General features: G+C 65.5%; 14 protein-coding genes. 11 read left to right on the forward strand and 3 right to left on the reverse strand.

Annotation, left to right across the window (positions count from 1 at the left end):
- Window positions 1–168: 168 nt before the first annotated feature.
- The 4 genes from EJI00_RS00435 (at window position 169) to EJI00_RS00450 (ending at window position 5,909) form a co-directional block, all read left to right on the forward strand.
- On the forward strand, window positions 169–2,271 hold the full coding sequence (locus EJI00_RS00435; RefSeq protein ID WP_126745500.1) for a TonB-dependent siderophore receptor: 2,103 nt from the start codon (window positions 169–171) through the stop codon (window positions 2,269–2,271).
- A gap of 33 nt (window positions 2,272–2,304) precedes the next feature.
- Window positions 2,305–3,504: a PepSY-associated TM helix domain-containing protein gene (locus EJI00_RS00440; RefSeq protein ID WP_126745802.1), complete on the forward strand. Its 1,200-nt coding sequence runs from the start codon at window positions 2,305–2,307 to the stop codon at window positions 3,502–3,504.
- Window positions 3,501–3,680: a hypothetical protein gene (locus EJI00_RS00445; RefSeq protein ID WP_126745501.1), complete on the forward strand. Its 180-nt coding sequence runs from the start codon at window positions 3,501–3,503 to the stop codon at window positions 3,678–3,680. Before EJI00_RS00440 ends, EJI00_RS00445 begins: the two co-directional genes overlap by 4 nt.
- Before the next feature lie 87 nt (window positions 3,681–3,767).
- A complete protein-coding gene (locus EJI00_RS00450; RefSeq protein ID WP_126745803.1) occupies window positions 3,768–5,909 on the forward strand; it encodes a TonB-dependent receptor in 2,142 nt (713 codons plus the stop codon).
- Between the two features lie 18 nt (window positions 5,910–5,927).
- On the opposite strand, the gene metK is transcribed toward EJI00_RS00450, so the two are convergent.
- The gene (gene metK / locus EJI00_RS00455; protein ID WP_126745502.1) at window positions 5,928–7,112 is read right to left on the reverse strand and encodes a methionine adenosyltransferase; all 1,185 of its coding nucleotides are present in this window, start codon (window positions 7,110–7,112) and stop codon (window positions 5,928–5,930) included.
- A 220-nt stretch (window positions 7,113–7,332) separates the two neighbouring features.
- Here metK and EJI00_RS00460 point away from each other — a divergent pair, with 220 nt between their 5' ends.
- Complete coding sequence (locus EJI00_RS00460) at window positions 7,333–8,232, forward strand: lysophospholipid acyltransferase family protein (protein ID WP_126745503.1); 900 nt, start codon at window positions 7,333–7,335, stop codon at window positions 8,230–8,232.
- On the forward strand, window positions 8,229–9,113 hold the full coding sequence (locus EJI00_RS00465) for a lipid A biosynthesis acyltransferase (RefSeq protein WP_126745504.1): 885 nt from the start codon (window positions 8,229–8,231) through the stop codon (window positions 9,111–9,113). The genes EJI00_RS00460 and EJI00_RS00465 overlap by 4 nt, the downstream gene beginning before the upstream one ends.
- Window positions 9,114–9,134: 21 nt before the next feature.
- Here EJI00_RS00465 and EJI00_RS00470 read toward each other — a convergent pair whose 3' ends face one another.
- Both EJI00_RS00470 and yihA read right to left on the reverse strand, forming a co-directional pair.
- Window positions 9,135–10,046, reverse strand: coding sequence for an alpha/beta fold hydrolase (locus EJI00_RS00470; protein WP_126745505.1), 912 nt, complete (start codon window positions 10,044–10,046; stop codon window positions 9,135–9,137).
- Between the two features lie 78 nt (window positions 10,047–10,124).
- Window positions 10,125–10,868 carry a ribosome biogenesis GTP-binding protein YihA/YsxC gene (gene yihA, locus EJI00_RS00475; RefSeq protein ID WP_126745506.1) on the reverse strand — a complete coding sequence of 248 codons (744 nt, stop codon included), beginning with the start codon at window positions 10,866–10,868 and terminating at the stop codon, window positions 10,125–10,127.
- Window positions 10,869–10,938: 70 nt separating this feature from the next.
- On the opposite strand from yihA, the gene EJI00_RS00480 reads away from it, so the two are divergent.
- The 5 genes from EJI00_RS00480 (at window position 10,939) to EJI00_RS00500 (ending at window position 17,037) form a co-directional block, all read left to right on the forward strand.
- The gene (locus EJI00_RS00480; RefSeq protein WP_126745507.1) at window positions 10,939–11,604 is read left to right on the forward strand and encodes a c-type cytochrome; all 666 of its coding nucleotides are present in this window, start codon (window positions 10,939–10,941) and stop codon (window positions 11,602–11,604) included.
- A gap of 116 nt (window positions 11,605–11,720) precedes the next feature.
- Window positions 11,721–13,892: a cytochrome c biogenesis protein ResB gene (locus EJI00_RS00485; protein ID WP_126745508.1), complete on the forward strand. Its 2,172-nt coding sequence runs from the start codon at window positions 11,721–11,723 to the stop codon at window positions 13,890–13,892.
- Window positions 13,889–15,205: a c-type cytochrome biogenesis protein CcsB gene (gene ccsB, locus EJI00_RS00490; RefSeq protein ID WP_126745509.1), complete on the forward strand. Its 1,317-nt coding sequence runs from the start codon at window positions 13,889–13,891 to the stop codon at window positions 15,203–15,205. The genes EJI00_RS00485 and ccsB overlap by 4 nt, the downstream gene beginning before the upstream one ends.
- 118 nt (window positions 15,206–15,323) lie before the next feature.
- Complete coding sequence (gene msrP / locus EJI00_RS00495; RefSeq protein ID WP_126745510.1) at window positions 15,324–16,334, forward strand: protein-methionine-sulfoxide reductase catalytic subunit MsrP; 1,011 nt, start codon at window positions 15,324–15,326, stop codon at window positions 16,332–16,334.
- Between the two features lie 28 nt (window positions 16,335–16,362).
- Window positions 16,363–17,037 carry a sulfite oxidase heme-binding subunit YedZ gene (locus tag EJI00_RS00500; protein WP_126745511.1) on the forward strand — a complete coding sequence of 225 codons (675 nt, stop codon included), beginning with the start codon at window positions 16,363–16,365 and terminating at the stop codon, window positions 17,035–17,037.
- Window positions 17,038–17,042 lie beyond the last annotated feature (5 nt).

Genomic DNA, 17,042 nt, shown 5'->3' on the forward strand with positions numbered 1-17,042 from the left:
GGCCATCGCACGGGGCGTGCGGGCGGGATCGTAGCCGCTTTGGGGGCCAGCACGCCGGGTGTCAATGGTCGCAACGCCCCTCGCCTTTCTCGGGAAATTGAAACAAATGAGACTTTATAACTATTAGAATACGAATCGTTCTTAATAATGTTTCGGAGTGGAGCAGGAATGACGAGGTTGATGGCGGGGCGCAAGGTCGCATCGGTGCTGGCAGGATGCATGGCAATTTATGTGCATCAGCAGGTTTTGGCCCAAGCCCCGGCTCCCGGCGCGTTGCCGGAAATCAGGGTCGATGCAAGCGCAGAGGCCGAAACCGCCACTTCGCCGGTGATCGGCTATCGCGCGAGAAACGCGGCCACCGCCACCAAGACCGACACACCGCTTTCCGAAACCCCCCAGTCCGTTACCGTGGTTACGCGCGACCAGATGGTGGACCAGGGCGCGGGCAATCTGCAGGACGCGCTCAACTACGCAGCCGGCGTGCGCTCCGACGCCTACGGCCTCGACTCGCGGACCGACTCGGTGCGCATTCGCGGCGCCACTCCCGACATTTACCTGGACGGCCTGCGCCAGTCCTACGGCTACTACACCAGCACCACGCGCACCGAGCCCTACACGCTGGAGCGGCTCGAAGTGCTGCGCGGCCCCTCGGGCATGCTGTTCGGCGCCGGCACTGCCGCGGGCGTGGTCAACATGGTGAGCAAGCGCCCGCTGCAAGAAGCGCAGCGCGAGGTAGGCGTGCAGTTCGGCAGCTTCGGGCGCAAGCAGATCCAGGCCGACCTGACCGGCCCGCTGAATGCGGACGGCTCGCTGTCTTACCGGCTGATCGCGTTGCAGCGCAAGTCGGACACGCAGGTCGATTACGTGCCCGACGACCGCAGCGTCATTGCGCCTTCGTTGACGTGGCGGCCCAGTGCGGCAACCTCGCTCACGCTGCAAGGCCTGTACCAAAAGGACAAGAGCGGCAGCAGCTCGCAATTCTTCCCGTGGTCGGGCACGTTGCTGCCGAACCCGAACGGACGCATTCCCACCAGCCGCTTCATCGGTGAGCCGGGCTTCGACTACTACGACAGCGAGCGCAAGACCTTCGGCTGGCAGTTCGAGCACAAGTTCAACGAGAACTGGACCTTGCGGCAGAACTTCCGCTATGCGCAAAACGAAAACGACAACCGCTACCACTACGGCGCGGCCTTCAGCGGTGCCGAAAGCTGGGACGCGACGGACCCGATCTTCAGGCGCGTGCTGGGACGCTATTACGACAGCTACCTGACGCGCAACCGCACGCAGACGCTCGACAACCATGTCGAGGGCCATTTCCAGACCGGCGCGCTCAAGCACACGCTGCTCGTGGGCGCGGACTTCGCGCGCCAGCGCGAAAACGTCTGGGGCGGAACCACGTACGACACCATCGACGCCTACGCGCCTGTGTATGGCCACGTCGACATGCCCGTGCGCGATGCGCGGCCGCGCACCCGGCAGCGCCAGAACGGCTTCTATCTGCAGGACCAGATGAAGCTCGACAACTGGATCTTCGTGGCGGGCCTGCGCCACGACAAGGCCGTTTCGAGCGCAGAGGGCAGCGACGCCGAGAAGAGCAGCGCAACCACCAAGCGCTTCGGCGTGATGTACGCCATGCCTTCTGGCTGGTCGCCGTACCTGAGCTACAGCGAATCGTTCACGCCGCAGTCGCCGCGCAACGGGCAGATCTTCACGCCTTTGCGCGGTGAGCAATGGGAAGCCGGCGTGAAGTACGAGCCGAAGGACCGCGCACTGGCGTTCAGCGCGGCGGTGTACGACCTGCGCGAGAAGAACCAGATCACTTCGCCGTCCATGAATGTGTACACGCAAGTCGGCAAGACCAAGACCCAGGGCGTGGAGCTCGAGGCCAAGGGCTCGATCGGCTCGAATCTCGACCTGATTGCGCACTACAACTACACCGATGCCGACGAACTGATCGAGGGCCTGCCCAAGCACCAGGCGAGCATCTGGGCCAAGTACCGCTTCTCGATCGGCGGGCTCAGCGGGTTCTCGGCCGGCGCGGGCGTGCGCATGATGAGCTCGTTCCGCGACCTGCAATCCGGCGTGGGCCCGCGGGTGCCGGGCGTGACGTTGCTCGATGCCGTGTTTGCCTACGAAAATGCCAGTTGGCGCTATGCGCTCAACATCAACAACCTGACGGACAAGACTTACTTCAGCACCTGCCTTTCGCGCGGTGACTGCTGGTATGGCGCGCGCCGCAGCGTGGTGGCAAGCGCAACCTACCGCTTTTGATATTTCTCTTTCGATGGGAGCAGTGACGACATGATGAACAGCCGAAAGATCAAGGCCTGGGCCTGGGTGCACAAGTGGAGCAGCCTGGTCTGCACCGTGTTCATGCTGTTGCTGTGCATTACCGGCCTGCCGCTGATCTTTCATCACGAGATCGGCCACTTGCTGGGCACCGAGGTCGAGTCGCCCAAGATGCCCGCGGGCACGCCACGCGTGAGCATGGACCGCGTGCTCGAAACGGCGCGCGCCAAGCACCCCGACCGCGTGGTGCAGTTCGTCTCCCAGCCCGAGGACGATGATGGCCTGTGGTTCGTTACGCTCACGCCAACGCCTGAACCTACCGACGACTTCAAGTCGGTGGCGGTCGATGCGCGTACCGGCGCCGTGCTTGCGCAGCCCAAGTTCAACGAAGGCTTCATGTACGTGATGTTCAAGCTGCACGTCGACTTGTTCGCCGGGCTGGCCGGCAAGCTGTTCCTGGGCTTCATGGGATTGCTGCTGCTCGTCGCCATCGTCTCGGGCGTGGTGCTCTATGCGCCGTTCATGCGCAAGCTCGACTTCGGCACGGTGCGGCGCGAGAAGCGGCCACGCCTCAAGTGGCTCGATCTGCATAACCTGCTGGGCATCGTCACGCTGGTGTGGGTGTTCGTGGTGGGTGCCACCGGCATGATCAACACTTGGGCTGACCTGCTCATCAAGTACTGGCAGTACGACCAGCTCAGCGCGCTCCTGGCCCCCTACAAGAACGAGCCGATCGTGCCCGTGGCCGAGCGCGGTTCGGTGCAGCGTTCGATGGAGGTCGCGCTCCAGCAGGCGCCGGACATGAAGCTGTCGTTCATCGCGTTTCCGGGTACTTCGTTCTCGAGCCCGCACCACACCACCTTCTTCCTGCGCGGCAACGAGCCTTTCACCTCCAAGCTGCTCAAGCCGGTGCTGGTCGATGCCAAGACCGCCCAGGTGACGGCCTCGCCCGACATGCCTTGGTACCTGACGGCGCTGCTCGTGTCGCAGCCGTTGCACTTCGGCGACTACGGAGGCATGCCGATGCAGATCATCTGGGCGCTGCTCGACATTGCCACCATCATCGTGCTGGGCAGCGGGCTCTACCTGTGGCTCAAGCGCGGCAACACCGTGCCGGCACCGGCCGCGCCGACAGCTGCGGGCAGTGCAGGGCGAGCGCCGCAGCATGGCGGCCAGCAGCCTGACCCGGCCCCGGCCATGAAGGTGCAGGCATGAAGCCCCGCCACGCGTTCCGGCGCATGTGGGGCTGGCCGATCGTGCTGGGCGTGCTGACGTCCATCGGCCTCATTTCCGCGCTGTTCAGCGACGGCGGCTTGGGCGACATGCTCGCCTGGTTCGCACTGGGCATTCCTGTTGCCGTGTGCGCCTGGTACGGCTGGCGCAGAACCTGAGCTCAGAACCCGGGCTGGCTGCTTCGGCCCGCGCGGGTTGTTGCTAGTACGAGCAGCGCCGCGCGCCGACGCAGAATCGGCGCGATGATGAAGCCCACACTCGCCGCCACCGCCACTGCCGTCCGCTTGCTGCTGCTGGGGGCTCCGCTCGCCGCACACGCGCAACAAGCGACTCCTCCAGAAGCCGACCGCGGCCGCCTGCCCGAAGTGACGGTGTCCACGCCGCGCGGCGAGGTCGCGCCCTTCAACGTGCCGGGTTCGGTCGATCGCGTCGAAGGCGCGGAGATGCGTGACAACCGGCTGCAGGTCAACTTGTCCGAAAGCCTGGGCGGCGTTCCGGGCCTGCAGGTGCAGAACCGCATGAACTATGCGCAAGACCTGCAGCTCTCGATCCGCGGCTTCGGTGCGCGCTCCACCTTCGGGGTGCGGGGCGTGCGGCTGTATGTCGACGGCATTCCCGCCACGCTGCCCGATGGCCAGGGCCAGACTTCCAACATCGACATCGGCTCGCTCGATCGCGTCGAGATCCTGCGAGGACCGTTCTCGGCGCTCTACGGCAACTCTTCGGGCGGCGTGCTGCAGGCCTTCACCGCGTCGGGCGAGGGCGCGCCGCGGCTTTCGTACTCGGCGGCCGGCGGGAGCTTCGGCACCTGGCGGCAGTCGCTGCAGGCCAGCGGATCGCAAGGCGCAATCGACTACCTGTTGAACGCCAGCCGCTTCCAGACCGAGGGCTGGCGCGAGCACAGCGCGGCGCGGCGCGACATCGCCAACGGCAAGATCGGCATCGCACTGGACAACGGCGATAAGCTCACGCTGGTGCTCAACAGCGTGCGCATCAGCGCGCAAGACCCGCTGGGCCTCACGGCCGACCAGTACGCGCTGGCGCCACGCAGCGCGGCGCTGGCCACGCAGTTCGACACGCGCAAGACGGTCGAGCAGACGCAGGCGGGCCTGCTCTACGAACGGCGCGTGGGTGCTTCGCAGTCGCTGCGGCTCATGGCGTACGGCGGCGAGCGCAAGACCGTGCAGTACCAGTCGATTCCGCTCGGCCCTCAACAGAATCCGCTGCATGCGGGCGGCGTAATCGATCTGTCGCGCCAGTACGGCGGGGTCGATCTGCGCTGGACCGCCGCATTGCAGATGGCCGACCGGCCGCTCGATCTTGTCGTGGGCCTTGGCTACGACAGCCTGCGCGAGCAGCGCCGCGGCTACGAGAACTACCTCGGCCGCGTAGCCTCGCCCGTGCTGGGCGTGCAAGGCCGCCTGCGGCGCAGCGAGCGCAATGAGGTCTGGAATCTCGATCCCTATGCACAAGCCACATGGCGCCTGGCCGAGCAGTGGACGCTGGAAGCCGGCGTGCGCCGAAGCAGCGTGCATTTCGATTCGCAGGACCGCTACATCGTGGGCGCGAACCGCGACGATAGTGGCAGCGCGCGCTACAGCAAGACGCTCCCGGTCGCCTCGCTGCGCTACCAGGCAACGCCGGACCTGGCGCTCTACGGCTCGATCGGCCGCGGCTTCGAGACGCCCACGCTCAACGAACTCTCGTACCGGGCGGGCGGTGCCAGCGGGCTCAACTTTGCCTTGCGGCCCTCGGTCAACGACAGCCTGGAAGTAGGTGCCAAGGCAAGGCTGGGTGGAGGCCTGCTGACGGCCGCGTTGTTCCAGACCCGCACGCGAGACGAGATCGTGACCGATACCAACAGCGGCGGCCGCGCCACCTTCCAGAATGCGGGCCGCACGCGGCGCAACGGCTTTGAGCTGGCCTGGCAGCATGAAACGGCCAACCACTGGCGCACGCAGCTGGCCTACACCTGGCTCGACGCACGCTACCGCGATGCCTTCTGCTCGCCGTCGCCCTGTGCGGCATCCAACACCGTGGCGGCGGGCAACCGCATTCCGGGCATTGCACGGCAATCGCTCTTTGCATCGCTCGGCTGGGTGCCGCCCGAAGGCTGGCGGGCCGGCGCCGAGGTGCGCGCGCTGGGCCGCATGCAGGCGAACGACGTCAACACCGCCAGCGCGCCGGGCTACGCGGTCGCTGCGCTCTACGCCGGCTATTTGAAGAAGTGGGCGCGTTGGGAGTTCAACGCCTTTGCGCGGGTCGACAATCTGTTCGACCGCCGCTACATAGGGTCGGTCATCGTCAACGAGGGCAATGCGCGCTATTACGAGCCCGCGCCGGGCCGCAACTGGACGGTGGGCCTGAGCGGCGCTTACCGCTTCTGACCCGCCGCCCTGTGGTCTTTACTTGAGGCCCGCCGCAGCGCGCAGAGCAGCGGCTTGGGTGGTGGCTTCCCAGGTGAACTCGGGCTCTTCGCGGCCGAAGTGGCCGTAGGCCGCGGTCTTCTGGTAGATCGGGCGCAGCAGGTCGAGCATCTGGATGATGCCCTTCGGACGCAGGTCGAAGAACTCGCGCACGAGTTCGGCGATCTTGTCGTCGGGAATCACGCCGGTGCCTTCGGTATAGACCGTGATGTTCATCGGCTGCGCCACGCCGATGGCGTAGGCCACCTGGATCTGGCACTGGCGCGCCAGGCCGGCCGCCACGATGTTCTTGGCCACGTAGCGCGCGGCGTAGGCGGCCGAGCGGTCGACCTTGGACGGGTCCTTGCCCGAGAACGCGCCGCCGCCGTGCGGGCAGGCGCCGCCGTAGGTGTCGACGATGATCTTGCGGCCGGTCAGGCCGCAATCGCCCTGCGGACCGCCGATGACGAAGCGCCCGGTCGGGTTGATCAGGTAGCGCGTGTTCTGCAGCCATTCCTTCGGCAGCACGGGCTTGATGATCTCCTCGATGATGGCTTCGTTGAACGAAGCCTTCATCTTGGTGGGCGTTTCGCTCTGGTCGGGGCTGTGCTGGGTGGAGAGCACCACGGTGTCGATGCTATGCGGCTTGCCGTCCACGTAGCGCATCGTCACCTGGCTCTTGGCGTCGGGGCGCAGGAAGGGCAGGCGGCCGTCCTTGCGCAGCTGGGCCTGGCGCTCGACGAGGCGGTGCGCGTAGTAGATGGGCGCAGGCATCAGCTCGGGGGTTTCGTCGCAGGCGTAGCCGAACATCAGGCCCTGGTCGCCAGCGCCGGTGTTCAGGTGGTCGTCGCTGGCGTGGTCCACGCCCTGGGCAATGTCGTTGGACTGCTTGTCATAGCAGACCATCACCGCGCAGCCCTTGTAGTCGATGCCGTAGTCGGTGTTGTCGTAGCCGATGCGCTTGATGGTGTCGCGCGCCACCTGGATGTAGTCGACGTGCGCGTTGGTGGTGATTTCGCCCGCGAGCACCACCAGGCCGGTGTTGGTCAGCGTTTCGGCGGCCACGCGGCTGCGTGGGTCCTGCTCGAAGATCGCGTCCAGGATGGCGTCCGAGATCTGGTCGGCGACCTTGTCGGGGTGGCCTTCGGAAACGGATTCGGACGTGAAGAGGAAGTCGTTCGCCATTTTGTTCAAAGCTCCTTGAAGTGATTTGGCGCGTTGCCAACTCTGCGGAGCCCTGGCGAACGCTTTAGCAGATGCCGACGAATCGGCGGGGCACAATCGCCTTTGCGCTTGTGTTTGTCGCCCTGCAAGTTGTTCCGTAACTCGGCGACAATTTGCATTCTATTCGAGCCGCGCCAAATCGTGCGCGCGCGTCCTGGTATTCACTCCCTGTTGTCAGCCCATGGTCACCCTGTTCCGCCTGCTTGCCCGCATACCGATGCCGCTGATGCATCGGCTGGGCGCGCTGCTTGGCTGGATGGTCTGGTGGTGCGCGCCCGATTACCGCCGCCGTTTCAAGGCCAATGCCGAAAACGCGGGCTTCACGCCCGACCAGTACCGCCCCGCCATCGCCGCCGCCGGCCAGATGGCCGCCGAGCTGCCCTGGCTCTGGCTGCGCCCGCAGGGCGAAAGCGTGCTGCGGCGCGTGGTGCGCTGGGAAGGCGTCGAGGCATTCGAGGCCGCCATGCAGGCAAAGAAGGGCGTGATCCTGGTGGCGCCGCATCTGGGCAGCTGGGAGATGTGCGGCCAGGCCATCGGCGAGCGCTTTCTAAAGGCCTACGGACCGATCACCGCGCTGTTTCGCCCCGCGCGCAAGAAATGGATGGCCGAGCTGATTGCCGCGGGCTCGCGTGACCGGCCCGGCCTGCAAACGCTGCCGACCAACAACACCGGCGTGCGCGGCCTCATCCGCACGCTGCGCAGCGGCGGCTACACCGGCATCCTGCCCGACCAGGTGCCGCCAGCGGGGCAGGGTGTCTGGGCACCCTTCCTCGGCCGGCCGGCCTACACCATGACGCTGCTGCCGCGCCTCGCGCAGCAGACTGGCGCCGCCTGCTTCCTGAGCGTGTGCGAAAGGCTGCCGCGCGGTGCGGGCTACGTGATTCGCTTCGAACCCATCGTGGGCACGGCGCTCACCGATCCCAAGGCGTCCATCGAAGATGCCGCCGCTGCAATGAACGACGCCATCGGCCGCTTGATCCACAGCCTGCCCGGCCAATACGTGTGGGACTACGCACGCTACAAGGAGCCGCGCGGCGAGACCGTGGTGGCGGCTGCGGCCAATGGGGAGCAGGCGCAATGAGTCTCGGCTCCCGACTCGGCATCGGTTTCATGCGCGCGATTGCGCCGCTGCCCCTTCCGCTGGTGCGCGGCTTCGGCGCGCTGCTGGGCCGTGTGCTGCACACCGTCGCCGTGCCGCGGCGGCGCGTGGTCGACACCAATCTGGCGGTGTGCTTTCCCGACAAATCGGAAGCCGAACGCCGCCGCATCGCGCGCGAGACGTTTGTGTATGTGGCGCAGTCGTGGCTGGACCGAAGCTGGCTCTGGCATGCACCCGAAAAGGTGGTGGCCAGCCGGCTCAAGGTGGTGGGCTCGGCCCAGGAAATTCACGAAATTGCCGATGGCGACGAGCCGATGATCCTGTTCGCGCCGCATTTCTACGGCCTCGATGCCGCGGCGACAGCGCTGACCATGCACACCGCCCGCCCCTCGGCCACCATCTACACGACCCAGCGCGATCCGATGGTCGACGAATGGATTCGCGAAGGCCGCACGCGTTTCGGCAACGTGGCGGCGCTCAATCGCGTCGACGGCATCAAGCCGGTGCTCGGAGGCTTGCGCAAGGGCGGCCTCTTGTACCTGCTGCCCGACATGGACTTCGGCCGCGACCAGACCATCTTCGTGCCGTTCTACGGCGTGCAGGCGGCCACCGTGCCCTCGCTCTCGCGCTTCGCGCGGCTGGGCAAGGCCAAGGTGGTGCCGATCGTCTCCAAGCTCACCGCTGGCGGCTACGAGATCGAGGTGCTGCCGGCTTGGCAGAACTTTCCGACCGATGACGTCGAAGCCGATACGGCGCTCATGAACGAGCGGTTGCAGGGCTACATCGACAAGATGCCGTCGCAGTACTACTGGGTGCATCGCCGCTTCAAGACGCGGCCCGAGGGCTCGCCGTCGATCTATTGAAGAAGAAGCAAAGCGGCTTCTTCAGTTCCGCTTGAGGAAGGCTTCGATCTCGCGGGCCACGAGCTGCGGCTGCTCGTGCACGATCCAGTGCGTGGCGTTGGGTACCTTCTTGATCTCGAGCTTGGGCACGTATTCCTCCAGTCCGTCGAGCAGGCCCGGCAACAGCGCTGCGTCGTCGAGCGCCCAGAAAACAAAGGTCGGCACGTTCACCGTGAGCCGCTCGCGCGGCAGCACCGGAATGCCGTCGATGCTCTGGCCCGGCAGCGGCGGCTTCATCGGCGTGACGCGATAGAGGTTGCAGGCGCCGGTAAAGCCGGCATTCCACACCTCGCGGTACTGCTGCTTCACCTCTTCGGTGAGCCATCCGAAGCCGTCGGGGCCTGCCTTCATCAAGGTGAAGAAGGGCCACATGCGCTTGAAGTCGTCCGCCGAGAGCAGCGCTTCGGCATCGGGTCTTGCCAGGAAGTTCATGTAGGCGCTGGCTTGCTGCTGCGCCGGGTTGTTGCGCAACTCGCGCGTGAAGGTGCCGGGGTGCGGCGAGTTGATGATGACCAGCCGGCCGACCTGCTCCGGAAACGCATTGGCATAGCCCCAGCCGAAAGCGCCGCCCCAGTCGTGCGCTACCAGCGCGGCCATGGTGCCGTCGGCGCTTTCGGTGGCAACGAGCTGCTGGATGTCCTGGATCAGCAGATGGGCCTTGTACGCGGCCACGTCGGTCGGCGCGCTCGATTTCTCGAAACCGCGCAGATTGGGCGCGAGGCAGCGGTAGCCGCCGTGTTCAGGTTGGGCGAAGTGCTCGAGCAGCTCGTCCCAGATGAATGCAGCCTCCGGGAAGCCGTGGAGGAACACCATCAGCGGGCGGCCGGGCGTGCCGGTTGCGCGGCAGCTCAGCGTGGTTCCATTGGGCAGGCTGCGCTGGAACGTCTCGATCATGCTTTGTCTCCTTCAACTTTCGTTGCTATTGTTTTCATAGTGGACCCTGCAGATGGGACGACAGCGAGCCGGGTTTCCCTAAGTGTTTTCCGGCACTGGGGGCTGCTCGGCTTCCGCCGGCGCTTCCCCGGGCGGATGCGCCCAGCGCCACAGCAGCTCTGCGGCTTCCCCCACGCCCTGCTTCTTGAGGGCGGAAAACAGTTTGACCTCGCCGCCGCCGGCCTGCAGTCGCGTAATGGACAGCACCTTGGCGCCCTCGCTGCGGGTGAGCTTGTCGGACTTGGTCAGGAGCACGAGGAATTTGAGCCCCTGTTCCACGCGCGGGCGGATCACATCGAGCAGGATTTCGTCGAGCTCGGTGAGGCCCTGGCGCGGGTCGCACATCAGCACCACGCCGCGCAGGTTTTCGCGCGTCATCAAATAGTTGCCCATGACGCGCTGCCAGCGCAGCTTGGCTTCCTTGGGGACCGCGGCATAGCCGTAGCCGGGAAGGTCGGCCAGCACGGCGTCGTCGGCCTTTTGCTTGCCCACGCCGAACAGGTTGATGTGCTGCGTGCGGCCCGGTGTCTTGGAGGCGAAGGCCAGGCGCGTCTGCTGGGTGAGCGTGTTGATTGCGGTCGACTTGCCCGCATTCGAGCGGCCGACGAAGGCGATTTCGGGCAGGTCGAGCGGAGGCAAATGCTCGAGCTGCGGGGCGCTGGTCAGGAAGTGGGCGGTGTGCAGCCAGCCGAGCGCAACGCGCTCGCGCTCGGCGACAGCGGGGTCCACGGCAGGGGTCGCGCGGGAAGGGGGAGCAGCGTGCTTGCGCGACGGGGTGGTCATCTATGAGCTTTCGGAACGGGCCGCCATTGTAGAATCGCGGGGTTTTGCGCCAATAAATCGAGCCCCCGATATGAAGTTGTTTGCCAATTTTCTGCTTGCAGCCCTCATGGGCGTCGCAGCCAGCGCGAGCCTTGCGGCTGACGAACATGCAGCCGCACCGGCTGCACCCGCCGCGGCCAAGCCGGCCAAGCCCGACCCCGCCAAGGGCGACGCGGTGTTCAATTCCGCCGCCCAGGCCTGTGCTTCCTGCCACAACGCAGACGGCAACTCGGCCATTGCGGCAAACCCGAAGCTGGCGCAGCAGCACCCCGAATACATCCTCAAGCAGCTGCAGGACTTCAAGTCCGGCAAGCGCAAGAGCCCGATCATGCAGCCCCTGGCCGCCAAGCTGTCCGACGAAGACATGCGCAACATCGCGTGGTTCGTGGGCTCCAAGAAGATCAAGCCCGGCTTCTCCAAGGAGAAGGACACCGTGGCGCTGGGCGAAAAGATCTACCGCGGCGGCATTGCCGACCGCCAGATTCCGGCCTGCGCCGGCTGCCACAGCCCCAACGGCGCCGGCATGCCCGCCCAGTACCCGCGCCTGGGCGGCCAGCACGCCGACTACACGGTGGCACAGCTTGTTGCCTTCCGGGACAACGTGCGCCAGAACAGCGCCCCCATGACGGGCGTGGCCGCAAAGCTGAACGACCGCGAGATCAAGGCCGTTGCCGACTACATTGCCGGCCTGCGCTGACGCCACGCCCTTCAGCGTGAACTAACCGCCGATAAAAAACCCAAACAGAGGGCGGGCCGATCCAGCTGGATGGCCCGCCCTTTGCTTTTTCCTGTTCCTTTCCTCCTCGCCTACCGATGTCTGTCTCCACCCACGGCCTTCGCGTCCATCGCGGCCCGCAAGTGCTTCGCGCTGCGGTGGAGCTGTTCTCGTCGATGCGGTTTGCGATTGCGCTGCTCACGGTCATCTGCATCGCATCGATCATCGGCACCGTGCTCAAGCAGCACGAGCCGATCAACAACTACATCAACCAGTTCGGTCCGTTCTGGGCCGAGCTGTTCCGTGCGGCCAAGCTCGACTCGGTCTACAGCGCCTGGTGGTTCCTGCTGATCCTGCTGTTCCTGGTGATCAGCACGTCGCTCTGCATTGCGCGCAACACGCCGCGCATTTTTGTGGACCTGAAGACCTTCAAGGAAAACATCCGCGCGCAGAGTCTCAAGGCCTTTGGCCATCGCGCTGAAAACCAGCTTGCCGAGGAGCCCGCCGCGGCGGCCAACCGCATCGGCCAACTGCTGGTGAGCGGCGGCTGGAAGGTCAAGCTGCAGCAGCGCGAGGCCGTGGAAGGCCAGTCCGGCGCCGGCTGGATGGTCGCGGCCCGTGCGGGCGGCGCCCACAAGCTGGGCTACATCGCCGCGCACAGCGCCATCGTGCTGGTGTGCATCGGCGGCCTGCTCGACGGCGACCTGGTGGTGCGTGCCCAGACCTGGTTCAACGGCAAGAGCGTGTTCACCGGCGGCGGCATGATTGCCGACGTGCCGCCGCAGCACCGGTTGTCGCCTCGCAACCCAACCTTCCGCGGCAACATCCTGGTGCCCGAAGGCGGGCAGGGCAGCGTGGCCATCCTGCAGCAGTCCGACGGCGTGCTGCTGCAGGAGCTGCCGTTCTCGATCGAGCTCAAGAAGTTCATCGTCGACTATTACTCGACCGGCATGCCCAAGCTGTTTGCAAGCGAGGTGGTGCTGCACGACCGCGAGACCGGTGCCCAGGTGCCCGCGCGTATCGAGGTCAATCATCCGGCCAGCTACAAGGGCGTGGAAATCTACCAGTCGAGCTTCGACGACGGCGGCTCCAAGGTGAAGCTCAAGGCAGTGCCGATGGCCGCCGCCGCCAAGCCCTTCGAGGTCGATGGCGTCATCGGCGGGCCGAGCACCGAAATTACCAACGGCAAGGAAAAGCTCACGCTCGAATATGCGGCGCTGCGCGTGATCAACGTCGAGAATTTTGCCGACGGTGGTGCCATGGGCAGCGGCGCCGACGTGCGCAAGGTCGACCTGCGCCACGACATCGAATCGCGCCTGGGCGCCGCCAACAAGACCACCAAGCCGAAGGTGCTGCGCAACATCGGCCCGAGCATCGGCTACAAGCTGCGGGATGCCGCCGGCCAGGCGCGCGAGTACCAGAACTACATGGTGCCGGTCGACACCGGCGACGGCCAGCCGGTGTTCCTGCTCGGCATGCGCGAAAAGCCCGAAGAGCCGTTCCGCTATCTTCGCGTGCCGGCCGACGAGCAGGGCAGCATGGACAGCTTCGTGCGCATGCGCGCTTTGCTGGCCGACGCCGACACCCGCGCGCGTGCCGTCGAGCGCTACGTCGCCAAGGCCGTCGATCCGAAGCGGCCTGAAATGGCCGAGCAACTGAGCGTGTCGGCTGCGCGTGCACTCGCGCTCTTTGCCGGCAGCGAGCGGGCGAAGGCCGACGCCAGCACGCAGGGCGGCTGGCAGGCCATTGCGGAATTCATGGAAGCCAACGTGCCCGAGCCCGAGCGCGAACGTGCCGGCGCCGTACTGGTGCGCATCTTGAACGACGTGCTGTTCGAACTGCTCAATCTCAGCCGCGAAAGCGCGGGGCTCGCGGCCTTGCCGCGCGACGACAAGGCGCAGGCTTTTCTCACGCAGGCGGTGCTGGCCATCAGCGACGCGCATTTCTATCCGGCGCCGGTCGCAATGATGATGACCGACTTCACCCAGGTGCAGGCCAGCGTGTTCCAGGTGGCGCGCGCGCCCGGAAAGAACGTGGTCTATCTGGGCTGCCTGTTGCTGATCGTCGGAATTTTTGCCATGCTGTACGTGCGCGAACGCCGGCTCTGGGTATGGCTGACACCCGCCGGCGCAAGCGCAGGAGACAACACCACCACGGCTGCCACGATGGCCTTCTCGGTCAATCGCAAGACGATTGACAGCGATCGCGAGTTCGAGCACCTCAAGCACAAGCTGCTTGCCCTGAAAAACGAAGGAACGGCGTCGCCATGAACACCACCACCCTCACGCTCAATGAAAGCTGGTTTTCGCGCCGCAACCTGTTCGACTGGGTTTTCGCGGCACTGGTGCTTGCAGGCGGCCTTTTTGCCTTTGTGCGGTATGCGGGTTCGATGGACTCGTACGAGAAGCCGATCCTCATCGCCGCAATGGTTTCCGTCATTGCGATCGGCTGGTTCTGGCGGCCGCTGCGGGTGCTCGCCATCCTAGTGGCGGCGGCCTCGCTGCTGGCCATCGGCTCCTACCAGGGCGACCTGGCGCGCGCGGACACGGTGTTCTGGCTCAAGTATTTCCTGTCGAGCCAGTCGGCCATTCTCTGGATGAGCGTGCTGTTCTTCATGAGCACGCTGTTCTACTGGCTCGGTTTCTTCGGCGGCAAGCAGGGCGACACCTTCGAACTCATCGGCTCGCGCCTCACATGGGCCGCCATTGCCATGGCGCTCATCGGCACCATGGTGCGCTGGTACGAAAGCCACCTGATCGGGCCGGACATCGGGCACATCCCGGTCAGCAACCTGTACGAAGTGTTCGTGCTGTTCTGCTGGCTCACCGCGGCCTTCTACCTGTACTTCGAAGCGCGCTATGGCACCCGCGCGCTCGGCGCGTTCGTCATGCTGGTGGTGAGCGCAGCGGTGGGCTTCCTGCTCTGGTACACGCTGGTGCGCAATGCCCACGAGATCCAGCCGCTGGTGCCAGCGCTACAGAGCTGGTGGATGAAGCTTCATGTGCCAGCCAACTTCATCGGCTACGGCACCTTCGCGCTTGCGGCCATGGTGGCCTTCGCCTACCTGGTGAAGGAGCAGGCGGGCGAAACCCGCTGGTACAAGCTCACGCCGATCTGGCTTTTGGGCGTGGCGCTGTGCTTTGTGCCGGTGGCATTCCGCCAGCGCGTGCAAGAGGCCGGCGGCAGCTACTGGGTGATCTATGCAGGCATCTCCGCACTCATCGCTGCGGGCATTCTGCTGGGCCGCAAGCGCATCGCGGCAAGGCTGCCCGCCAACGAGGTGCTCGACGACGTGATGTACAAGTCGATCACGGTCGGCTTTGCCTTCTTCACCATTGCCACCGTGTTGGGCGCCTTGTGGGCGGCCGACGCCTGGGGCGGCTACTGGAGCTGGGATCCGAAGGAGACCTGGGCGCTGATTGTCTGGCTCAACTACGCGGCCTGGCTGCACATGCGGCTGGTCAAGGGTTTGCGCGGCACCGTGGCGGCCTGGTGGGCGTTGGCTGGCCTGGCGGTCACCACCTTTGCTTTCCTGGGCGTGAACATGTTCCTGAGCGGACTGCACAGTTACGGCACTTTGTAGCCCCGGGCCGCCGGCTTTTCGCGAAGAATGGAATCCACGCGCAGCGATTGTGCGTAACCGAATCAGGGAATTGCTCGAACTACCCTGAGCACAACGATTCACGCGAAAGGCCACCACCATGTCGTTTTTCTCCCGCCCGCAAGGTCGCAACAGCGGTTTCATCCATCCGCTTTCGAGCGAGATCACGCCGCGCGCCATCTACGAGAGCCGGCGCGACCTGCTGAAGCTCATGGCTGGCGGCGCCGCCGGCGCCGCGCTGGCGAGCTTTGCCGGACGCGAGGCCTTCGCCCAGGCGACCGGGCCGCACAAGCTGGCGCTGCTTCCGGGCGCCAAGTCCGCCGTGCCGGGCGCGCAAACGATGGAAAAGCTCACCGACTACAAGGACGCGACGAGCTACAACAACTTCTATGAGTTCGGCACCGACAAGGGCGATCCGGTCAAGAACGCCGGCACGCTCAAGACCCGCCCGTGGACCGTGGAGGTCGAGGGGCTGGTCAAGAAACCCGGCAAGTACGGCATCGAAGACCTGCTGAAGCTCAGCGCGCAGGAAGAGCGCATCTACCGGCTGCGCTGCGTCGAGGGCTGGTCGATGGTCATTCCGTGGGTGGGCTATTCGCTGGCCGAGCTCATCAAGCGGGTCGAGCCGCAGGGCAACGCCAAGTACGTCGAGTTCGTCACCCTGGCCGACCCCAAAACCATGCCTTTCGTCGGCTCGCGCGTGCTCGATTGGCCCTACACCGAAGGCCTGCGAATGGACGAGGCCATGCATCCGCTCACGCTGCTGGCTTTTGGCATGTATGGCGAAGTGCTGCCCAACCAGAACGGCGCGCCGGTGCGCCTGGTGGTGCCGTGGAAGTACGGATTCAAGTCGGCCAAGTCGATCGTGAAGATCCGCTTTGTCGAAAAGGAGCCGAGCACGGCGTGGAACAAGGCCGCGGCCCAGGAATACGGTTTCTATTCGAACGTGAACCCGAACGTCGACCATCCGCGCTGGAGCCAGGCCACCGAGCGCCGCATCGGCGACGGCGGCGGGCTTTTTGCCAAGCGCAACAAGACGCTGATGTTCAACGGCTACGAAGCCCAGGTCGGCCAGCTCTATGCGGGCATGGACCTGAAGAAGAACTATTGAGCCGGCACGGCCACTCAGCCTTCGCGCCATGAACAAGCTGCTCATGCATCCGGCGGCCAAGCCGGTGATCTTTTTGCTGTGCCTGCTGCCGTTCGCGTGGCTGACCTACGGCGCATTCACCGACGGGCTGGGTGCGAACCCGGCCGAGTTTTTGATCCGCGCCACGGGCGACTGGACCTTGCGCTTCATCTGCATCGTTCTGGCCGTGACGCCGCTGCGCGTGATCACCAAGGCCAACGCGCTCGCGCGCTTTCGCCGCATGCTGGGGCTGTTCGCGTATTTCTATGTGGTGCTGCACCTGCTGTGCTACAGCTGGTTCGACATGGGCTTCGAGTGGGCCGAAATCGCCAAGGACATTGCCAAGCGGCCATTCATCCTGGTGGGGTTCTCCGCCTTCGTGCTGCTGACGCCGCTGGCTGCCACTTCGTTCAACCGCGCGATCAAGGCACTGGGCGCCAAGCGCTGGCAAATGCTGCACAAGCTGGTCTACCTGATCGCCGGCCTCGGCCTGCTGCACTTCTTCTGGATGCGCGCGGGCAAGAACAACTTCGCAGAGGTGTTCGTCTACGCGGCAATCGTCGCGGTGCTGCTGGGGTGGCGCGTGTGGAACTACGCGAGCAAGCGCAAGCCGAAGCCCTTGGCGGGCGCTCGCGGCGGCAGTAGCAGCAACGAGAAGTCGCTGGGCCGCAGCAGCGCCGGCTGACGCGT

The organism is Variovorax sp. DXTD-1, from assembly GCF_003984625.1.
In the GTDB taxonomy this organism is placed as follows: domain Bacteria; phylum Pseudomonadota; class Gammaproteobacteria; order Burkholderiales; family Burkholderiaceae_C; genus Variovorax.